Consider the following 17018-nt stretch of genomic DNA (forward strand, 5'->3'; position numbering starts at 1 on the left):
ACCCGCGGCTCTCCCTGACGGGAACGCCTCAGGCGGTGAGAGGCGCCACAGTGCCCGACAGGACGCGGGGCGCTCCGGGGGCGGACGAGAGGATGCGGTCGAGCCGGCACCCGCGCAGCAGACGCGTCGTCCGCTCGCTCGGGTCGACGAGGAGGAGCTGCCGCTGAGCGCGGGTGGCCCGGCGATGGAGGTGCAGGATGATCCCCAGACCGGTCGCGTCGCCGATCTCGGCGTCACGCAGGTGGAGACGCAGCTCCCCGTCGCCCGTCGCGATGACGGCATGGATGGCATCGCGGATGTCGGGCACGGTGTGGACGTCGAGACGTCCCTCGATGATCACGTCGTGCCCGTCGGGCGCATCGAGCACCTGGACCGGCGTGCGGGCCGGCGTCCGGCGGTTGGCATTCAGCGTCATCGTGACCCCTCTCAGCTGCTGGTGCCGTCACTCATGATGACGCCCTGCGCGGGCGAAACGTTGCCGTGAGAAGTCAAATTTGGTTCAAGAAATGATGCGGGACGCCAAGCAACGGTCAAGCGATGGTCAAGTTCCCCGGCGGGTCTCGCCATCTGGACTACTCGTACCAGTCGTCGTCCGGCTCGCGGGTGACGTCGGCCCCGAGGGAACGCAGCGCCGCCTCGAACCGCGGGTAGCCCCGGTCGATGTGGTGGACGCCGCTGACGAGCGTGTAGCCGTCCGCGACGAGGCCGGCGATGACGAGGGCCGCTCCGGACCTGATGTCGCTGCTCTCGACCGGGGCGCCCGACAGGGCCGGGACGCCGTGCGTCATCACGTGGTGGCCGTCGACCTGCATGTCGGCTCCGAGCCGGGCGAGCTCCTGGACCGTGCGGAAACGGGCCTCGAACAGGTTCTCGGTCACCATCGCGCTCCCGTCGGCGACCGCGTTGTAGGCCAGCGCGAACGGCTGGAGGTCCGTGGGAAAGCCGGGGTAGGGCAGGGTGGCCACGTCGAACGCCGTGGGGCGTCCCGCACCGTGGGGCACCGCGACGCGGAAGCCCCGTGAGGTCCGCTCGACGTGGCAGCCCGACTCGGCGAGTGAGCGCAGCGGGACACCGAGGTGCTCGGCCACCCCGCCGACGACCTCGATGTCACCGCACGTCGTGGCCGCCGCGAACGCCCACGTCCCGGCCGCGATGCGGTCGGGGATGACCTGGTGCTCGGTCGGCCGCAGCACCTCCACACCCTCGACGACGATCCGTCCGGTGCCGGTTCCCTCGATCCGGGCGCCCATCGACACGAGCATCTCCGCGATGTCGACGATCTCTGGCTCGCGGGCGACGTTGTCGATGGTCGTTCGGCCGCGCGCGAGCACGGCGGCCATGAGGATGTTCTCGGTGGCCCCGACGCTCGGGAAGTCGAGCCGGATCTCCGCTCCCCTGAGCCCCTGCGGGGCGGTCGCGACGAGGTAGCCGTGTGCCACATGGACCTGAGCGCCCAGGGCCTCCAGTCCTGCTGCGTGCAGGTCGAGGCCCCGGGACCCGATGGCATCGCCGCCGGGTACGGCGACATCCGCCTGCCCGGTGCGGGCGACGAGCGGCCCGAGCACCGAGATCGAGGCGCGCAGGGCCCGGACCAGCTCATAGTCCGCCCGGTGTCCGATGGACGCAGGGACGTCGATGACGACGACGCCGGCCTCCGCGTCGTAGTCGACGGCGACGCCGAGACGACGGAGCAGCTCAGCCATGATGCGCACATCGACGATGGCGGGCATGTTGGTCAGCGTCGTGCGTCCCTGCGCCAGCAGCGCCACCGCCATCAGCTTGAGCGCGCTGTTCTTCGCGCCGACGACGCGGACCTCGCCCACCAGGCGGGCACCGCCGACGACCCGGAACCGCTCTCTCACGCTGCGACCCTACCCATCGCCGGACCCGTGGGGCGTCCCGCCCCGGCCCAGTGAGAGAGTGCTCCCATGGTCAACCTGACGAAGATCTACACCCGCACGGGCGACGACGGGACGACGAGTCTGGGCGACTTCTCGCGGACCAGCAAGAACGACGCCCGCCTGCACGCCTATGCCGACAGCAACGAGGCGAACGCCGCGATCGGCGTCGCCATCGCGTGCGGCGACCTCGGCGACGAGGTCACGGCCACCCTGCTGCGCATCCAGAACGAGATGTTCGACGTGGGGGCGGACCTCGCGACACCCCTCCAGGAGAGCTACGACTACCCTCCGTTGCGCGTCGACCAGCCGTGGATCGACGACCTCGAGCGCGACTGCGACCACTACCTCGAGCGGCTGGAGAAGCTGCGCTCCTTCATCCTGCCCGGCGGCACGCCCGGGTCAGCCCACCTGCACGTCGCGACGACGGTCGTGCGACGCGCGGAGCGGGCCGCCTGGGCCGCGGTCGACACGCACGGCGACCAGCCCGGGACCCAGCGCGGTCAGGGGGGCGTCAACGTCCTCACCGCCAAGTACCTCAACCGGCTGTCGGACCTGCTCTTCATCCTCGCCCGAGTGGCCAACCTGCCGATCGGCGGTGACGTCCTCTGGCAGCCGGGCGGGGGCCGCGTCGAGAAGCCCGCCAAGGGAGCCCGAGCCACGACAGACCGCACCTGACCCCCCGCAACACACCCGCCTGTCGCCTCCCCCTTCCCGCTGCAGGCCGCGCAACCAGTCGGCACGCGGGTGTGTTGCGACCAGGCCGGTGGGGGGCCGGGGCTCGCGGGTCAGGCGACGTTGACGTTGTAACCGGGCGGCGCGGCCTCCTGCCAGGAGCGGACCGCGGTGTAGTCCGGCCCCTGGAGGGCGAGCTCGAAGCTGTCGAGGCGGTCCGTGCACGAGACGCCGAACGCGTCCGGGAGCAGCGCCAGCGCGTCCTCCGGGGGAAGCAGACGAGGCGCGTCGAGCAGCAGGGACTGGCGCAGCCAGCGGCGCTTGGGGCGCAGCGAGACGCCCCCGAGCGTGTACCACTCGAGGGCGTTGTCGGCCAGCCGCATGAGGCCGAGGTGCCAGCGGCCGTTGCCGTTGCCACCGGTGCGGAATCCGCAGAGCGTCAGAGGTTGGCCCTTGGCGATGTAGCGGCGGCGCAGATAGGTCGCCGCGAGAACGACCAACGCGACGACCAGGAGCGTGCCGATCACGATCTCGGTGGAGACGAGAACGGACGGCACGGTGCGAACCTCAGTTCGTCGTGGATTGCATCGAGGACGCGTCGACGTGCTCGGCGACGATGGTCACGATGTCGGAGTCGACGGAGAGGAAACCGCCGTCCACCGTCACGGTCGAACGGGCGCCGTCCATGGCCTCGATGCTGACGTCGCCCTCGACGAGAACGCCGAGCAGGGGCGCGTGACCGGGCAGGATGCCGAGGTCACCAGCAATGGAGCGAGCGCGGACGAACTTGGCCTCGCCCTCCCAGACCTTGCGGTCCGCGGCAACCATCTCAACCTTGAGTGAACTCACGTGTTCCTCCGGATCGTGGGGTGTGCTGAGCAGTTTAGTGCCTCTGACAGGATGCTCCGTACGCGATGCCGCAGCCCGGGCCCTGCACGGCGGCCGTCTCCCGGCCCCGCGCTCCGGGCCCGCCTCGCGCGTGTCACCGAAATCCCTCCAACACCACTCCAAGGAGTCCTCCCGTGAGTACTGCTGTGTCCGACGCCCTGCTCGACGAGACCCGCCGCACCGAGGCCGTGTCCGCCCTGACCCAGGTCATCGACGCCGAGGTCGCCGACAAGTCGGGCCTCGGCGGCGCTGCCGTCAAGGCCGGCTACGCCGCGGCGAAGAAGCTCGGCGGCGACTTCGTCCCGAGCGCGACCGACCGGCTCCTCCCCCAGTTCGCCGCAGCCCTCGACCCGCTCTGGGCGACCAAGGGCGATACCCCGTTCGCGGCCCACCTGGAGTCGCGGTCGGAGCAGGCGGCCGACGCGCTCCTCGCCGTCACCGACGCCAAGGCGGACGCGACCTCGCACACCGCGGCGAAGAAGGTCTACGGAGCGCTGCGTGGCAAGGCCAAGGAGCAGGTCGTCGCCGCGCTCCCCCGCCTCGGGGCGACGGTCGAGCGGCTCGTCCAGGGCTGACTCGCCGGTCCGCAGCGACCGACCCCAGGCCGTATGCCGCTGGGCTCCCCCCGCGGGAGGGTTCCCCCCAGCCCTCCCGCCCCGGCGCTCGACCTGCAACACACCCGCCGACCGTGTGCAGACCCCCGCTGCGTCAGGGGTCTGCACACGGCAACCGGGTGTGTTGCGTTGGGGGCGGCTCGTCCGGTCGGTCCGCCGGGATCTGCGGAAGCTCCGGACGGAACCGGTCACCGAGGTCCTCGATCGCCGTCCGGGCGAAGACCTGCTGCTGCGTGACGACCCGCTCGGCCCGGCCGCGCCCGAGGAAGCTGATGGCCCAGTGGAGCAGAGTCGTGACGCGGTGCTTGAACCCGATGATGTAGAGCAGGTGCACGCCGAGCCACAGCAACCAGGCGAGGAACCCGCTGAACCGGGCCTTGCCGATGGAGGCGACCGCCGAGAACCGGGAGATCGTCGCCATCGACCCCTTGTCGACGTAGTGGAAGGGCTCCTTCGGCGGCTCACCGCCGAGGCGCCGGATGATCTGGTCGGCCGCGTAGCGACCACCCTGGATCGCGACCTGGGCCACGCCGGGCAGGTGGTCGAGGGTCATCATGTCGCCGACGACGAACACCTCCGGATGACCCGGCAGGGTGAGGTCCGGCAGCACCTGAATGCGTCCGGCACGGTCGACGCCGGCGCCCGTCTGCTCGGCGAGATGTGCCGCGAGCGGCGAGGCGCTGACCCCCGCAGCCCACACCTTGCACAGCGACTCGATCCGCTCGCGCGCGCCGCCCGTGTGCTCGACCTCGATCCCCGTGAGGTCCACGTCGACGACCTTGGCCCCGAGTCGCACCTCGACCCCCATCTGCTCGAGCCGGCGCCGGGCCCGGCCCCCGAGCTTCTCCCCGAACGAGCCGAGGATCTGCGGCGCCGCGTCGAGCAGGACGATCCGGGCGTCACGCGGGTCGATCCGTCGGAAGTCGCGGCTCAGCGTGCGGTGCGCGAGCTCCGCGATCTGTCCGGCCATCTCGACTCCGGTCGGGCCGGCGCCGACGACGACGAAGGTCATCAGCCGCTCGACCTCGGCCGGTGTCGAGGCGAGCTCGGCCAGCTCGAAGGAGCCGAAGATCCGCCCCCTCAGCTCGAGCGCGTCGTCGATCGACTTCATGCCGGGGGCGTGCCGGGCGAACTGGTCGTTGCCGAAGTACGACTGCCCGGCTCCGGCGGCGACGACCAGCGAGTCGTACGAGGTCACCGTGGTACGTCCGACGTACTCGTGGGTGACCGTTCGGGCTTCGACGTCGATCGCGGTCACCTCCCCGAGGAGGACTTCGGCGTTGCGCTGCCTGGCCAGCACCTCGCGGGTGGACGGGGCGATCTCCCCCTCGGACAGGATGCCGGTCGCCACCTGGTAGAGGAGCGGCTGGAAGAGGTGGTGCGTCGTCCGGGCGATGAGGGCGACCTCGACGTCGGCGCCCTTGAGCCGCTGCGTCGCGAAGAGGCCCCCGAAACCCGACCCCACGACGACGACGCGATGACGTCCCGAACCGTTGCGCGCCTTCATCCGGTCACTCTACGGCGGCCCACCCGGACGCCGTCCCGGGACGACACCGGGCCGGGACGACACCAGGCCGGCACCACGGGGTGCCGGCCTGATGGTCCGAGCCGATGCGCTCACCGCCCGAGGGCGGGGCGACGGCTCAGAGGTTCTTCTGGATCTCCGCCCACTGACGCTCGACGTCGTCGAGGCCACCACACATGAAGAAGGCCTGCTCGGCCACGTGGTCGTACTCGCCGTCGGCGATCTTGGTGAACGCCTCGACGGTGTCGACCAGCGGCACGGTCGAGCCCTCGATGCCGGTGAACTGCTTGGCGACGTAGGTGTTCTGCGACAGGAACCGCTGGATGCGGCGCGCCCGGTTGACGAGGATCTTGTCCTCTTCGGAGAGCTCGTCGACACCGAGGATCGCGATGATGTCCTGCAGCTCCTTGTTGCGCTGCAGGATCGAGCGGATCCGCACGGCGGTGCTGTAGTGCTCCTGCGACACGTAGCGCGGGTCGAGGATGCGCGAGGTCGAGGTGAGCGGGTCGACGGCCGGGTAGATACCCATCGACGCGATGTCACGCGAGAGCTCGGTCGTCGCGTCGAGGTGCGCGAACGTCGTGGCCGGGGCCGGGTCCGTGTAGTCGTCGGCCGGGACGTAGATCGCCTGCATCGAGGTGATCGAGTGGCCACGCGTCGAGGTGATGCGCTCCTGGAGCACGCCCATCTCGTCGGCGAGGGTGGGCTGGTAGCCCACGGCGGACGGCATGCGGCCCAGCAGGGTGGAGACCTCGGAACCAGCCTGCGTGAAGCGGAAGATGTTGTCGATGAAGAGCAGCACGTCCTGCTTCTGCACGTCGCGGAAGTACTCCGCCATCGTCAGCGCCGACAGGGCGACCCGCAGACGCGTGCCCGGCGGCTCGTCCATCTGCCCGAAGACCAGGGCGGTCTGGCCGAGGACGCCCGCCTCCTCCATCTCGACCATGAGGTCGTTGCCCTCACGGGTGCGCTCGCCGACACCGGCGAACACCGACACACCACCGTGGTCACGGGCGACGCGCGCGATCATCTCCTGGATGAGCACCGTCTTGCCGACACCGGCGCCACCGAAGAGGCCGATCTTCCCACCCTGGACGTACGGGGTGAGCAGGTCGATGACCTTGATGCCCGTCTCGAACATCTGGGTCTTGGACTCCAGCTGGTCGAAGGCCGGCGCCTTGCGGTGGATGCCCCACCGCTCCTTGATGTCGAGCGTCTCGCCCTCTGCGAGGTTCATGCACTCGCCGGTCGTGTTGAAGACGTGACCGAGCGTCACGTCGCCGACCGGAACGGAGATCGGGCCCCCGGAGTCCTGCACGGCCGTGCCGCGGACCAGGCCGTCCGTCGGCTGCAGGGAGATCGCGCGGACCATGTTGTCGCCGATGTGCTGGGCGACCTCGAGGTTGAGCTTCTTCGTCTCGCCCGAGAGGCTCACCTCGGTCGTGAGCAGGTTGTACTGCTCGGGCATGGCGTCGCTGGGGAACTCGACGTCGACGACCGGGCCGATGATGCGAGAGATGCGTCCGACGCCGCCCGCACTGGGCCCCTGAGCGGCCGCCCCCACGTTGTCACTGACAGTTGCAGTCATGGTGGTTCTTTCCTTATTACCTAGTACGGGTTACTTCTTCTTCGCGTCGGCGAGGGCGTTGGCGCCGCCCACGATTTCGCTGATCTCTTGCGTGATCCCGGCCTGACGGGCCTGGTTCGCGAGGCGCTGGTACTTCTTGATGAGCTCCGCGGCGTTGTCCGTCGCGGACTTCATCGCACGCTGCCGCGCGGCGAGCTCCGACGCCGCCGAGCTGAGCAGGCAGGTGAAGATCCGGTTGCGGACGTACTTCGGCAGCAGCAGGTCGAGGACCTGGTCTGCGCTGGGCTCGAACTCGTACTGCGGGACGAGCTGCCCCTCCTCGTAGCTCGTGACCGAGAAGTCCAGGCCGGTGTCGGTCTCGGCCGCGTCGGCCTCGACGACCTCGAGGGGCAGGAGCCGCAGGACGTGCGGGTCCTGGCGAACCATGGAGCGGAAGCGGGTGTAGACGACGTGGATCTCGTCGTTGCCGCCATCTTCCGTGTCCTTGAGGAAGTCCGCGGTGATCCGGTCGGCGATCTCGCTCGCGTGCTCGAAGCGCGGAGCATCGGTGAACCCGCTCCACTCAGCGGCGTAGGGACGCTTGCGGAACTTGTAGTACGCGACGGCCTTGCGACCGACGAGGTAGGGCACGACCTCCTTGCCCTCGCTCTGGAGGCGGGTGACGAGCTCGGCCGCCTCCTTGAGCGCGGAGGCCGCGTAGGACCCCGCGAGGCCACGGTCGGAGGTGATGATGACGACGCCGGCCCGTTGCACGGTCTCCTTCGCCGTCGTCAGGGGGTGGTCCTCGTTGGTGTGGCTCGCCACGGCGGAGACGGCGCGCGTCAGTGCGGTCGTGTACGGCATCGCCTCGACGGCGCGCTGCCGGGCCTTGATGACGCGTGCGGCCGCGATCAGCTCCATCGCGTTGGTGATCTTCTTGATGGACTGGACGGACTTGATGCGCTGGCGGTAGATCCGCATCTGCGCTCCCATGTGCTCCGCCTCTCTTGGTCTCGTGAGCGTTGACGTTCAGTTCGGGGGCTTCAGGCCCGTTCCTGCCGGCTGCCGCTGAGCTGGCAGCCGTACTGAGTGACCCTCCCCCCGGCGGCCCGACCACGCGGGTTCTCGGGGGGTACACGGGGGCGCAGGCCCGTTGGGGCCGTGAGCCCCCGTGGGTCGGGGTCTACTTCGACTTGACGATCTGCGCCTGGGTGATCTCGTCGGACTCGAGCTCGTCGAACTCCTCGTGACCGGCCTCGAGGCCCTCACGTCCGGTGCCCTTGAACGTGAACTTCACGTCCTCGACGACCTTGGCGAGTGCCGCCTCGGTGTCCTCGTCGAGCTTGAGCGTCTCGCGGATCGTCTGCAGGATCTTGCCGTCCCGACGCAGGGTCTCGAGCAGGTCCGCCTCGAAGGTGCGGACGTCCTCGACGGCGATGTCGTCGAGCTTGCCGGTCGTGCCGGTCCAGATGGAGACGACCTGCTCCTCGACGGGGTACGGGCTGCTCTGCGGCTGCTTGAGCAGCTCGACGAGGCGAGCACCGCGGGCGAGCTGGGCCCGGGAGGCCGGGTCGAGGTCGGAGGCGAACATCGCGAAGGCCTCCATCGCGCGGAACTGCGCGAGGTCGAGCTTGAGACGCCCGGCAACCGACTTCATGGCCTTGATCTGCGCCGCACCACCGACGCGCGAGACCGACACACCCACGTCGATCGCGGGGCGGACGTTGGCGTTGAACAGGTCGGCCTGGAGGTAGATCTGGCCGTCGGTGATGGAGATGACGTTGGTCGGGATGTACGCCGAGACGTCACCGGCCTTCGTCTCGATGATCGGCAGGCCGGTCATCGAGCCGTGGCCGAGGTCGTCCGAGAGCTTCGCGCAACGCTCGAGGAGCCGCGAGTGCAGGTAGAAGACGTCGCCCGGGTAGGCCTCGCGGCCCGGCGGGCGGCGGAGCAACAGGGACACGGCGCGGTAGGCCTCGGCCTGCTTGGACAGGTCGTCGAAGACGATGAGGACGTGCTTGCCCTGGTACATCCAGTGCTGGCCGATGGCGGAGCCGGTGTAGGGCGCGAGGTACTTGAAGCCGGCCGCGTCGGACGCGGGGGCCGCGACGATCGTCGTGTACTCGAGCGCGCCGGCCTCCTCGAGGGTGCCGCGGACCGACGCGATGGTCGAGCCCTTCTGGCCGATGCCGACGTAGATGCAGCGCACCTGCTGGTCCGGGTCGCCGGACTCCCAGTTGCGCTTCTGGTTGATGATCGTGTCGATCGCGACGGTCGTCTTGCCCGTCTGGCGGTCGCCGATGATCAGCTGGCGCTGGCCCCGGCCGATCGGGGTCATCGCGTCGATCGACTTGATCCCGGTCTGGAGCGGCTCGTGCACCGACTTGCGCTGCACGACCGTCGGAGCCTGGAGCTCCAGCGCCCGGCGCTGCTCGGCCTTGATCTCGCCGAGACCGTCGATCGGGTTGCCGAGCGGGTCGATGACCCGGCCGAGGAAGTCGTCGCCAACGGGGACGGACAGGACCTCCCCCGTCCGCTTGACCGTCTGGCCCTCCTCGATGCCGGAGAAGTCACCGAGGATGACGACACCGATGTTGTGGACGTCGAGGTTCAGGGCCAGGCCCCGCGTGCCGTCCTCGAACAGCAGCAGCTCGTTGGTCATGGCCGAGGGCAGACCCTCGACGTGAGCAATACCGTCACCGGCGTCGGTGACGCGGCCGACCTCTTCGCGGGAGGCCGCGCCGGGCTCGTAGGACTGGACGAACGAGTCCAGCGCTTCCCGGATCTCCTCCGGACGGATCGAAAGCTCCGTCATGTCAGATCTTCTCCTCGTTTCGACCCGCACTCCGCGAGTCGGTGGTGTTCCAAAGCTGGCTGATTTCGGTGGCTCTCACGCTCGGTTGGCCGGCGCGCCTGCGCACGTCGTGGTTCACGCGCCCATCGCGCGGCGGGCCGCGTCGATCTTGCGCATGATGGTTCCGTCGATGACCTCGTCGCCGATCTCGATCTTGACCCCGCCGAGGACCCGGGGGTCGACGACGGTGTTGAGGTGGACCTTGCCACCGTAGATCGAGGCCAGCTCCACGGCCAGACGGTTGCGGTCGTCCTCGGTGAGAGGCACGGCGGACGTGACCGTCGCGGTCTGCTGCTCACGGCGGGCCGAAGCCGTGTCGAGGAAGCCGGCGACCGTGCGGTCGAAGCGGCGCCCCCGGGGTGCGACGACGGCCTGACGGGCCAGGGCGAGCGTCTCAGGGGCCACCTTGTCCTGGAGCAGGGAGTCGACGAGAGCGGCGCGGTGCTCGGCGGCGACCGTCTGGTCGCCGAGGGCCCCACGCAGCTGCTCGTTGGCCGCCACGATCCGCTCGAAGTGGAAGAGCTCGTCCTCGACCCGGTCCGCCCGGTCAGCGGCCTCGGCCGCGGCGATGACGGTCTCGACCCCGTAGGACTCGAGGGTGTCGGACAGGTCGCGCTCCGTGCTCCATCGCTGCCCGACGACCCCCTTGAGAACGACGAGCGTCTCGGCGCTCACCTTGCCCGCCAGGAGCTGCTCGGCCAGGGAGGCCTTGTCCGCTCCCTCACGCGACGGGTCGGCGAGCGCCCGACGCAGGGTGGGGTTGCTGTCCAGGGCGCCGACGACGGCGAAGAGCTCCTCGGCCAACCGCGAACGGTCAGCCGTGGCCGCGAGCGCGCCGGTGAGCGCCTCGCGGCTCCCGACCGCAGCTGCGCGTGAGGATCCCTGCATCAGGCGTCCTCACCCTTGCTGCCGACCTTCTCCCGGACGACGTCACCCGACTCGAGCTCGGTCAGGAAGCGCTCCACGATGCCCTTCTGCCGGGTCTCCTCGTGCAGCGACTCCCCGACGATCCGGCTCGCGAGCTCGGTCGACATGCGGCCCACGTCGTGGCGGAGCGAGACGATCGCCTGCTGGCGCTCGGCCTCGATCTGCTTGTGGGCGATGTCGGTGAGCCGCGCCGCCTCCGCAGCGGCGTGCTCGCGCATCTCGGCGATGATCTGCGCGCCCTGGGCCTTGGCGTCCTCACGGATGCGGGATGCCTCGGCGCGAGCCTCGGTCAGCTGGGCCTGGTACTGCTCGAGGGCAGCCTGGGCCTGAGCCTGTGCCTCCTCGGCCTTCTGGATGCCGCCCTGGATGGCCTCGGTCCGCTCGGCATAGGCCTTCTCGAGGTTCGGGACGACCACCTTCTGCACCACCAAGTAGATGATGGCGAAGGCGATGAGGCCGAAGACCAGCTCGGGAAGGTACGGGAGGATCGGCAGACTTGCCGAGGGCTCCTCTGTTTCACCCGGCATCAGAGCCGGAAGGATGGCATTGAGCTGCACGGATACTCCTTGTGCCTAGTGCTGCGAACGGTGCGTGACGAGCCGGAGCGGGTCCGTCAGAGGAAGAAGAGCACCAGGCCGAAGATCGCGAGCGCCTCGGCGAGGGCGAAGCCAAGAATGGCGATCGGCTGGAGGAGCTTGCCGGACTCCGGCTGGCGGGCGACACCGTTGATGTACGCGGCGAAGATCAGGCCGACGGCGATGGCCGGGCCGATGGTCGCGAGTCCGTAGCCGACGAGCGAGAGGTTGCCTACCACGATGTTTCCTCTTTCGTGTGTTTTGTGTGATCTGCCGGCACCGTGCCGGCCAGATGTCCTTGGGTTTTCAGCTGTCCCCGGGCGCAGGGGCCCGGGTGCCGACGGTCAGTGTTCGTCTGCGAGCGCGCCACCGATGTAGGAGGCGGCGAGCAGGGTGAAGACGTAGGCCTGCAGGAACTGCACCAGTCCCTCGAAGAGGGTGAAGGCGAAGGCGAGCAGCCACGCGGGGAGGGCGGCGAGCTTGAGGAAGAAGCTGTCCGCGAGGAACAGCTCCCACCCGCCGACGATGAAGACCACGAGGAGCATGTGGCCGGCGAACATGTTGCCGAAGAGTCGGAGCGCGAGGGTGAGCGGCCGCGTGATGAAGAAGGTGATGAACTCCAGCACGAAGATGAAGGGCGCGATCCACGCCGGCAGGCCAGCCGGGACGAGGAACTTGAAGTAGCCGGCGAGGCCGCGCTTCTTGATCCCGATGGCGTGGTAGACGACGTAGACGATGAGGACCAGCGCGATGGGGAAGCCGATCCGGGACATCGTCGGCATCTGGATGAACGGCGTGATGCCGAAGAGGTTGTTGACCAGGATGAAGATGAAGAGCGAGAAGAGCAGCGGGACGAAGCGGATGAACTCCTTGCTGCCGATCATGTCCTTGGCGATGCCGTTGCGGACGAAGCCGTAGACGCCCTCGGTGAGGAACTGCCCCTTGGAGGGCACGACGGCGGCGCGCTGGGTCGTCGCGATGAGCCACCAGGCGATGCCGATGACGGAGATCGCGGCGACAACCATCGCGCGGGTAACCGTGACCGGGCCGACCGAGAAGAGCGGCTGCCAGAAGATCTCGGGCGTGGGCGGGAAGTGGCTCACTTCCTCCGCGGGGGCCATGGTGCCCAGCGTGGACGCCAGCACGTTGAAGCTCACAAGCTCTCCTTGGTCATGAATGTCGAACACCTTGGGGCCGAACGGTGGGAGGCGGGCCAACCGCACGTCGCGACGCCGGCACCGGGGTGCCGAGCCGCTGAAGATGCCTGACTCCCCAGCGGTCCGCTCAGGTTGCGTTCAGCCGAGAATGCTACGGCGTACCGTACCGGAGCCAGATCACGTACAACGACAGGGCCATCCCACCGAGCAGCCCGAGCACCACCAGGAAGCCGGTGCCGAGCCAGCCGTCGAGCAGCACGCCGAGCCCGCCGAAGAGGGCCGGACCGGTGACGAGATAGGCGATCACACTCGCCGAGGTCTGGTCCGCGGCGAACTTCCCCGCGGTGACGACGACGCTCTCCGGGCTCGTCTCGACTCCCGCGGGCTCGGGACGCCCAGCAGGCTGCTGGCCGTCGGGACGCTCGTCCGACGGCGACTGTGGATCGGTCATGGCGACCTCCGAGTGAGACGGACATCACGAACCTGAGGGGAGGGTGACGTCGGGATAGATCTCGTGCCGCCCGCGGCGGAAGCCGACGACCTGGCCGGCCTGCCACACGAGGGTCTGCACGATGGCCGAGGCTGCGAAGGCCCGCCCGTCGAGCCACTCGGCCTCGCGCAGGACGAGGAGGACGGCGACAAGGGCGATCAGCTGGCCGAGGTAGACGACGAGGGCACCGGCCAGCGAGAAGGCGGCCTCCCCCGCGATGACGGCCCGCAGGCCCTGGGCGCCGACCACGAAGAAGCCCACCGCCACGGCAGCGCCGACAAGGCCCGAGATGGCGCCGTCCGGCCCGCGCAGGAGCCAGGCGCCGAGGGCGATCAGCGGCACGCTGACCGCGGAGAAGGCCAGGGAGGTCCGGAGCATCGTGCGGACGGGCGACTCTGCGCCGGCGCGGCTCTGGCTGGTCCTCACGACTGAGCAACCTCACGGGGTGGGGATCGGGGTGCGATGGGGGTGCTTCCGGCCGGGGGCGGACGGCATGGATCGCGCCTCCCGGTGCTTGTGAAAGGTATCACAAGCGCTCGTGCGGCCTCCACTTCGGCAACCACAGCGTGAGAACGACACCGACCACCGTGGCGAGCGAGATGACCCCGAGCGGCCGCCACCCCTCCCACACGACGAAGGACACGGAGCCGAGCGCCACGATGGCCGCCCAGAGGTACATGATGAGCACCGCTCGCCGGTGGCTGTGGCCGATCCGGAGCATCCGGTGGTGCAGGTGCAGGGCGTCCGGCTGCCACGGCCGCCTCCCGGCCCGGGTCCGCCTGATCACCGCCAGCAGCATGTCGAGGAATGGCAGGAGCAGCACGGCGACCGGCACGAGCAGGGGCAGGAACACGGCGGTCACCTGGTTGGCCGTCACCTCGCTCGGGTCGACGTTGCCGGTCAGGGTGATCGTCGCCGCGGACAGGAGCAGCCCGAGCGTGAGGGCGCCGGAGTCGCCCATGAAGAGCCGGGCCGGATTGAAGTTGTGCGGCAGGAAGCCGGCACAGCAGCCGACGAGGGCCGCGGAGATCAGGGTGGCCACCGAGAAGACGTTCGCGGGCATGAAGTCCCGGGAGACGATGTAGCTGTAGATGAAGAAGGCGAGCGCGGCGATCCCGACGACACCGGCGGCGAGGCCGTCCAGCCCGTCGATGAAGTTGACCGCGTTGGTCGAGGCGATGACGACGAGGACGGTGAAGAGGACGAGCACCGGCGTGGGGAGGATCGTCGTGCCGGAGATCGGCAGGGAGAGCAGCTGGACCCCGGCGTAGGCCATCAGCCCGGCCGCCAGGATCTGCCCGGCGAGCTTCGTCAGCCAGTCGAGCTCGCGGATGTCGTCGAAGGCGCCGAGGAGGCAGACGATGCCGCCGGCGACGATGACGCCGAGGATCTGGCGGTCGCCGTAGAGCGTTCCGAGGTAGGGCAGGTTGCGGGCGACCAGCGCCGCCGCGACGAAGCCGAGGTAGATCCCGACGCCACCCAGCCGCGGAATGGGAGTCGTGTGCACATCACGGTCCCGGACCGCCGTGAAGGCGCCGGTCGCGACGGCGAGGCTGCGCACGAACGGCGTCGCGATGTAGGTCACGCCGGCCGCGACGATGAGGATCAGGACGTATTCGTGCACTCAGCCACCCAACGACGACGGCGTATGCCGCTGAGCTGGCCCAGCGGCATACGCCGGCTTGGTCTGTGGCACGGGCCCTCAGCGCGGGTAGGCGGGGAACCGGGTGACGAGGTCGGTGACCTCGGCGCGAACCTCCTGGCTGACGGCTGAGGCCGGGTCCCCGTCGCCCTTGGTGACGGCGGTGTGGATGAGGCGCGCGATGGTCTTCATCTCCTCGACGCCCATCCCCTGCGTCGTCACGGACGGCGTGCCGACCCGGATGCCCGAGGCGATGTTGGGCTTCTGCGGGTCGAACGGGATGGCGTTCTTGTTGAGCACGATCCCGGCGGCGTCCGAGCGGGCCTCGGCGTCCTTGCCGGTGACGCCGATCCCCTGGAGGTCGAGCAGCGCCAGATGGGTGTCGGTGCCTCCCGTGGTGGGCCGGATGCCGAGGTCCTTGAGGCTCTGGGCGAGCTGCTGGCTGTTGGCGATGACGTCCTTGGCGTACTGGGCATACTCCGGGGTCGCGCACTCCTTGAAGTTGACCGCCTTGGCCGCGATGGTGTGCATCTGCGGGCCGCCCTGCATCATCGGGAAGATCGCCTTGTCGAGGGCGGCGGCGTGCTCGGCCTTGCACACCAGGGCGCCGGACCGGGGGCCGCGGAGCACCTTGTGCGTGGTGAACGTCACGACGTCGGCGTAGGGCACCGGGGACGGGATGGCCCGGCCGGCCACGAGCCCGATGAAGTGCGCGGCGTCGACCCAGAGGATCGCGCCCACCTCGTCCGCGATGGCCCGGAAACGGGCGAAGTCGATGAGGCGCGGGATGGCCGAGCCGCCCGCACAGATGACCTTGGGCCGGTGCTCCCTGGCGAGCGCCTCGACCTGGTCGTAGTCGATGTCCTCGGTCTCGCGGTCGACGCCGTAGCCGACGGCGTTGAACCACTTGCCCGAGAAGGACACCTTGGACCCGTGCGTCAGGTGCCCACCCATCGGCAGGCTCATCGCCAGGAGCGTGTCGCCCGGCTGCATGAAGGCGCCGTAGACGGCCTGGTTGGCCGAGGCCCCGGAGTGGGCCTGGACGTTGGCGTGGTCGGCGCCGAAGAGCTCCTTCGCCCGGTCGATGGCGATCTGCTCCGCCTTGTCGACCTCGGAGCACCCGCCGTAGTAGCGGCGGCCGGGGTAGCCCTCGGCGTACTTGTTGGACAGGACCGACCCGAGCGCGGTGAGCACCGCCGGGGAGCTGATGTTCTCGCTCGCGATGAGCTGGAGCCCGCCGCGGATCCGCCCCAGCTCCGAGAGGAGCACCCCCGCGATCTCCGGGTCGAAGGACTGCAGGGCACCGAAGTCGGAGCCGTAGAACGTCGGGTCGTCAGACATGGAGATCTCCGTAGCTGATGCGGGGGCGTGCGGATCGCGTGTCAGGGCAACTCTAGGCCGTGGGGTCGGTGCCGTGCTCAGGGCTCTCCGGGCCGGCCGCGGGCTCCGGGTCAGCCTCGAGCGTGGCCTCCGGGTCCGCCTCAGCCACGGCCTCAGCCACAGCCTCAGGGTCGACCTCAGGCGCGGCCCCCGTCGCGAGGACCGCGTCGATCTCGGACTGGGAGAGTGCACCGAGGCGGAGCGTGCGCGGCTCGTCGCCGGTGCAGTCGATGATCGTCGACGGCGCGGCATCGGTGCTCGGACCTCCGTCGAGGTAGACCGCGACCGACTCCCCCAGCATCCCCTCCGCCTCGTCCACGGTCCGAGCGGCAGGGGCGCCGGTCGAGTTCGCGCTCGTCACGGCCATCGGCCCGATGTCGCGGAGCAGCTCGAGCGCCACCTCGTTGTCGGGCACCCGGAGGGCGACGGTGCCGTTGGTCTCGCCGAGGTCCCAGTGGAGCGATGACTGCGCCTTGAGGACGAGCGTGAGCGGCCCCGGCCAGAACCGCTCCATCAGCCGCTGGGCGTAGTCGGGCACCTGCGTCGCGAGCCCGTGCGCGGTGCGTGGAGTCGGGATGAGGACCGGCGGGGGCATGTCCCGGCCGCGGCCCTTGGCGGCGAGCACGGCGCCGACCGCCTCGGCGTCGAAGGCATCGCAGCCGACGCCGTAGACGGTGTCCGTCGGCAGGACGACGAGCCGCCCGGTGCGGATCGCCTGGGCGGCTGCCGCCATGCCCTCGGCGCGGCCCGTTGGATCGGTGCAGTCGTAGCGCTCAGTCACGCGGCAGAGCCTACTTGGAGACGCGTCGATGCCGTATGCCGCTGG

The 17018-nt window shown here is 69.7% G+C and carries 19 protein-coding genes; 2 read left to right on the top strand and 17 right to left on the bottom strand.

What is annotated here, in order from left to right; genetic code table 11:
• Positions 1–28 precede the first annotated feature (28 nt).
• On the bottom strand, positions 29–415 hold the full coding sequence (locus tag INTCA_RS12305; RefSeq protein WP_013493247.1) for an STAS domain-containing protein: 387 nt from the start codon (positions 413–415) through the stop codon (positions 29–31).
• A 157-nt stretch (positions 416–572) separates the two neighbouring features.
• Entirely contained in the window at positions 573–1862 is a 1290-nt protein-coding gene (gene murA / locus INTCA_RS12310; protein ID WP_013493248.1) for a UDP-N-acetylglucosamine 1-carboxyvinyltransferase, read from the bottom strand.
• A 66-nt stretch (positions 1863–1928) separates the two neighbouring features.
• Here murA and INTCA_RS12315 point away from each other — a divergent pair, with 66 nt between their 5' ends.
• Positions 1929–2576, top strand: coding sequence for a cob(I)yrinic acid a,c-diamide adenosyltransferase (locus INTCA_RS12315; RefSeq protein ID WP_013493249.1), 648 nt, complete (start codon positions 1929–1931; stop codon positions 2574–2576).
• 110 nt (positions 2577–2686) lie between these two features.
• Here the strand turns inward: INTCA_RS12315 and INTCA_RS12320 are convergent, their stop codons facing one another.
• The gene (locus INTCA_RS12320; RefSeq protein ID WP_013493250.1) at positions 2687–3130 is read right to left on the bottom strand and encodes a DUF2550 domain-containing protein; all 444 of its coding nucleotides are present in this window, start codon (positions 3128–3130) and stop codon (positions 2687–2689) included.
• 10 nt (positions 3131–3140) lie between these two features.
• Positions 3141–3422, bottom strand: coding sequence for a F0F1 ATP synthase subunit epsilon (locus tag INTCA_RS12325; RefSeq protein WP_013493251.1), 282 nt, complete (start codon positions 3420–3422; stop codon positions 3141–3143).
• A gap of 173 nt (positions 3423–3595) precedes the next feature.
• On the opposite strand from INTCA_RS12325, the gene INTCA_RS12330 reads away from it, so the two are divergent.
• On the top strand, positions 3596–4036 hold the full coding sequence (locus INTCA_RS12330; protein ID WP_013493252.1) for a DUF6918 family protein: 441 nt from the start codon (positions 3596–3598) through the stop codon (positions 4034–4036).
• A gap of 133 nt (positions 4037–4169) precedes the next feature.
• On the opposite strand, the gene INTCA_RS12335 is transcribed toward INTCA_RS12330, so the two are convergent.
• The 13 genes from INTCA_RS12335 to INTCA_RS12395 form a co-directional block, all read right to left on the bottom strand.
• Positions 4170–5582, bottom strand: coding sequence for an NAD(P)/FAD-dependent oxidoreductase (locus INTCA_RS12335; RefSeq protein ID WP_013493253.1), 1413 nt, complete (start codon positions 5580–5582; stop codon positions 4170–4172).
• A 136-nt stretch (positions 5583–5718) separates the two neighbouring features.
• Positions 5719–7188 carry a F0F1 ATP synthase subunit beta gene (gene atpD, locus INTCA_RS12340; RefSeq protein ID WP_013493254.1) on the bottom strand — a complete coding sequence of 490 codons (1470 nt, stop codon included), beginning with the start codon at positions 7186–7188 and terminating at the stop codon, positions 5719–5721.
• Positions 7189–7218: 30 nt separating this feature from the next.
• Positions 7219–8160 carry a F0F1 ATP synthase subunit gamma gene (locus INTCA_RS12345; RefSeq protein WP_013493255.1) on the bottom strand — a complete coding sequence of 314 codons (942 nt, stop codon included), beginning with the start codon at positions 8158–8160 and terminating at the stop codon, positions 7219–7221.
• Positions 8161–8350: 190 nt separating this feature from the next.
• Positions 8351–9982, bottom strand: a complete 1632-nt coding sequence (atpA, locus tag INTCA_RS12350; RefSeq protein WP_013493256.1) for a F0F1 ATP synthase subunit alpha — start codon at positions 9980–9982, stop codon at positions 8351–8353.
• A gap of 114 nt (positions 9983–10096) precedes the next feature.
• A complete protein-coding gene (locus INTCA_RS12355) occupies positions 10097–10909 on the bottom strand; it encodes a F0F1 ATP synthase subunit delta (RefSeq protein WP_013493257.1) in 813 nt (270 codons plus the stop codon).
• On the bottom strand, positions 10909–11505 hold the full coding sequence (locus INTCA_RS12360; protein ID WP_013493258.1) for a F0F1 ATP synthase subunit B: 597 nt from the start codon (positions 11503–11505) through the stop codon (positions 10909–10911). The genes INTCA_RS12355 and INTCA_RS12360 overlap by 1 nt, the downstream gene beginning before the upstream one ends.
• Before the next feature lie 56 nt (positions 11506–11561).
• Complete coding sequence (locus tag INTCA_RS12365; RefSeq protein ID WP_013493259.1) at positions 11562–11762, bottom strand: ATP synthase F0 subunit C; 201 nt, start codon at positions 11760–11762, stop codon at positions 11562–11564.
• Positions 11763–11867: 105 nt separating this feature from the next.
• On the bottom strand, positions 11868–12680 hold the full coding sequence (gene atpB, locus INTCA_RS12370) for a F0F1 ATP synthase subunit A (RefSeq protein ID WP_013493260.1): 813 nt from the start codon (positions 12678–12680) through the stop codon (positions 11868–11870).
• A gap of 151 nt (positions 12681–12831) precedes the next feature.
• Positions 12832–13131, bottom strand: a complete 300-nt coding sequence (locus tag INTCA_RS12375; RefSeq protein WP_013493261.1) for an AtpZ/AtpI family protein — start codon at positions 13129–13131, stop codon at positions 12832–12834.
• A 24-nt stretch (positions 13132–13155) separates the two neighbouring features.
• Entirely contained in the window at positions 13156–13596 is a 441-nt protein-coding gene (locus INTCA_RS12380; protein ID WP_013493262.1) for a Cg1360 family ATP-synthase-associated protein, read from the bottom strand.
• Positions 13597–13696: 100 nt separating this feature from the next.
• Complete coding sequence (locus INTCA_RS12385) at positions 13697–14794, bottom strand: glycosyltransferase family 4 protein (protein WP_013493263.1); 1098 nt, start codon at positions 14792–14794, stop codon at positions 13697–13699.
• A gap of 78 nt (positions 14795–14872) precedes the next feature.
• Positions 14873–16153: a serine hydroxymethyltransferase gene (locus INTCA_RS12390; RefSeq protein WP_013493264.1), complete on the bottom strand. Its 1281-nt coding sequence runs from the start codon at positions 16151–16153 to the stop codon at positions 14873–14875.
• Positions 16154–16205: 52 nt separating this feature from the next.
• Positions 16206–16973, bottom strand: a complete 768-nt coding sequence (locus INTCA_RS12395) for an L-threonylcarbamoyladenylate synthase (RefSeq protein ID WP_013493265.1) — start codon at positions 16971–16973, stop codon at positions 16206–16208.
• Positions 16974–17018 lie beyond the last annotated feature (45 nt).

The organism is Intrasporangium calvum DSM 43043 (assembly GCF_000184685.1).
Classification (GTDB): Bacteria; Actinomycetota; Actinomycetes; order Actinomycetales; family Dermatophilaceae; genus Intrasporangium; species Intrasporangium calvum.

Bases quoted from the DNA above. Each gene is read 5' to 3' on its own strand.
- INTCA_RS12305 (WP_013493247.1), bottom strand. From the start codon at position 415: ATGACGCTGAATGCCAACCGCCGGACGCCGGCCCGCACGCCGGTCCAG.
- INTCA_RS12345 (WP_013493255.1), bottom strand. From the start codon at position 8,160: ATGGGAGCGCAGATGCGGATCTACCGCCAGCGCATCAAGTCCGTCCAG.
- INTCA_RS12375 (WP_013493261.1), bottom strand. From the start codon at position 13,131: ATGACCGATCCACAGTCGCCGTCGGACGAGCGTCCCGACGGCCAGCAG.
- INTCA_RS12315 (WP_013493249.1), top strand. From the start codon at position 1,929: ATGGTCAACCTGACGAAGATCTACACCCGCACGGGCGACGACGGGACG.
- INTCA_RS12355 (WP_013493257.1), bottom strand. From the start codon at position 10,909: ATGCAGGGATCCTCACGCGCAGCTGCGGTCGGGAGCCGCGAGGCGCTC.
- INTCA_RS12390 (WP_013493264.1), bottom strand. From the start codon at position 16,153: ATGTCTGACGACCCGACGTTCTACGGCTCCGACTTCGGTGCCCTGCAG.
- atpA (WP_013493256.1), bottom strand. From the start codon at position 9,982: ATGACGGAGCTTTCGATCCGTCCGGAGGAGATCCGGGAAGCGCTGGAC.
- atpD (WP_013493254.1), bottom strand. From the start codon at position 7,188: ATGACTGCAACTGTCAGTGACAACGTGGGGGCGGCCGCTCAGGGGCCC.
- INTCA_RS12335 (WP_013493253.1), bottom strand. From the start codon at position 5,582: ATGAAGGCGCGCAACGGTTCGGGACGTCATCGCGTCGTCGTCGTGGGG.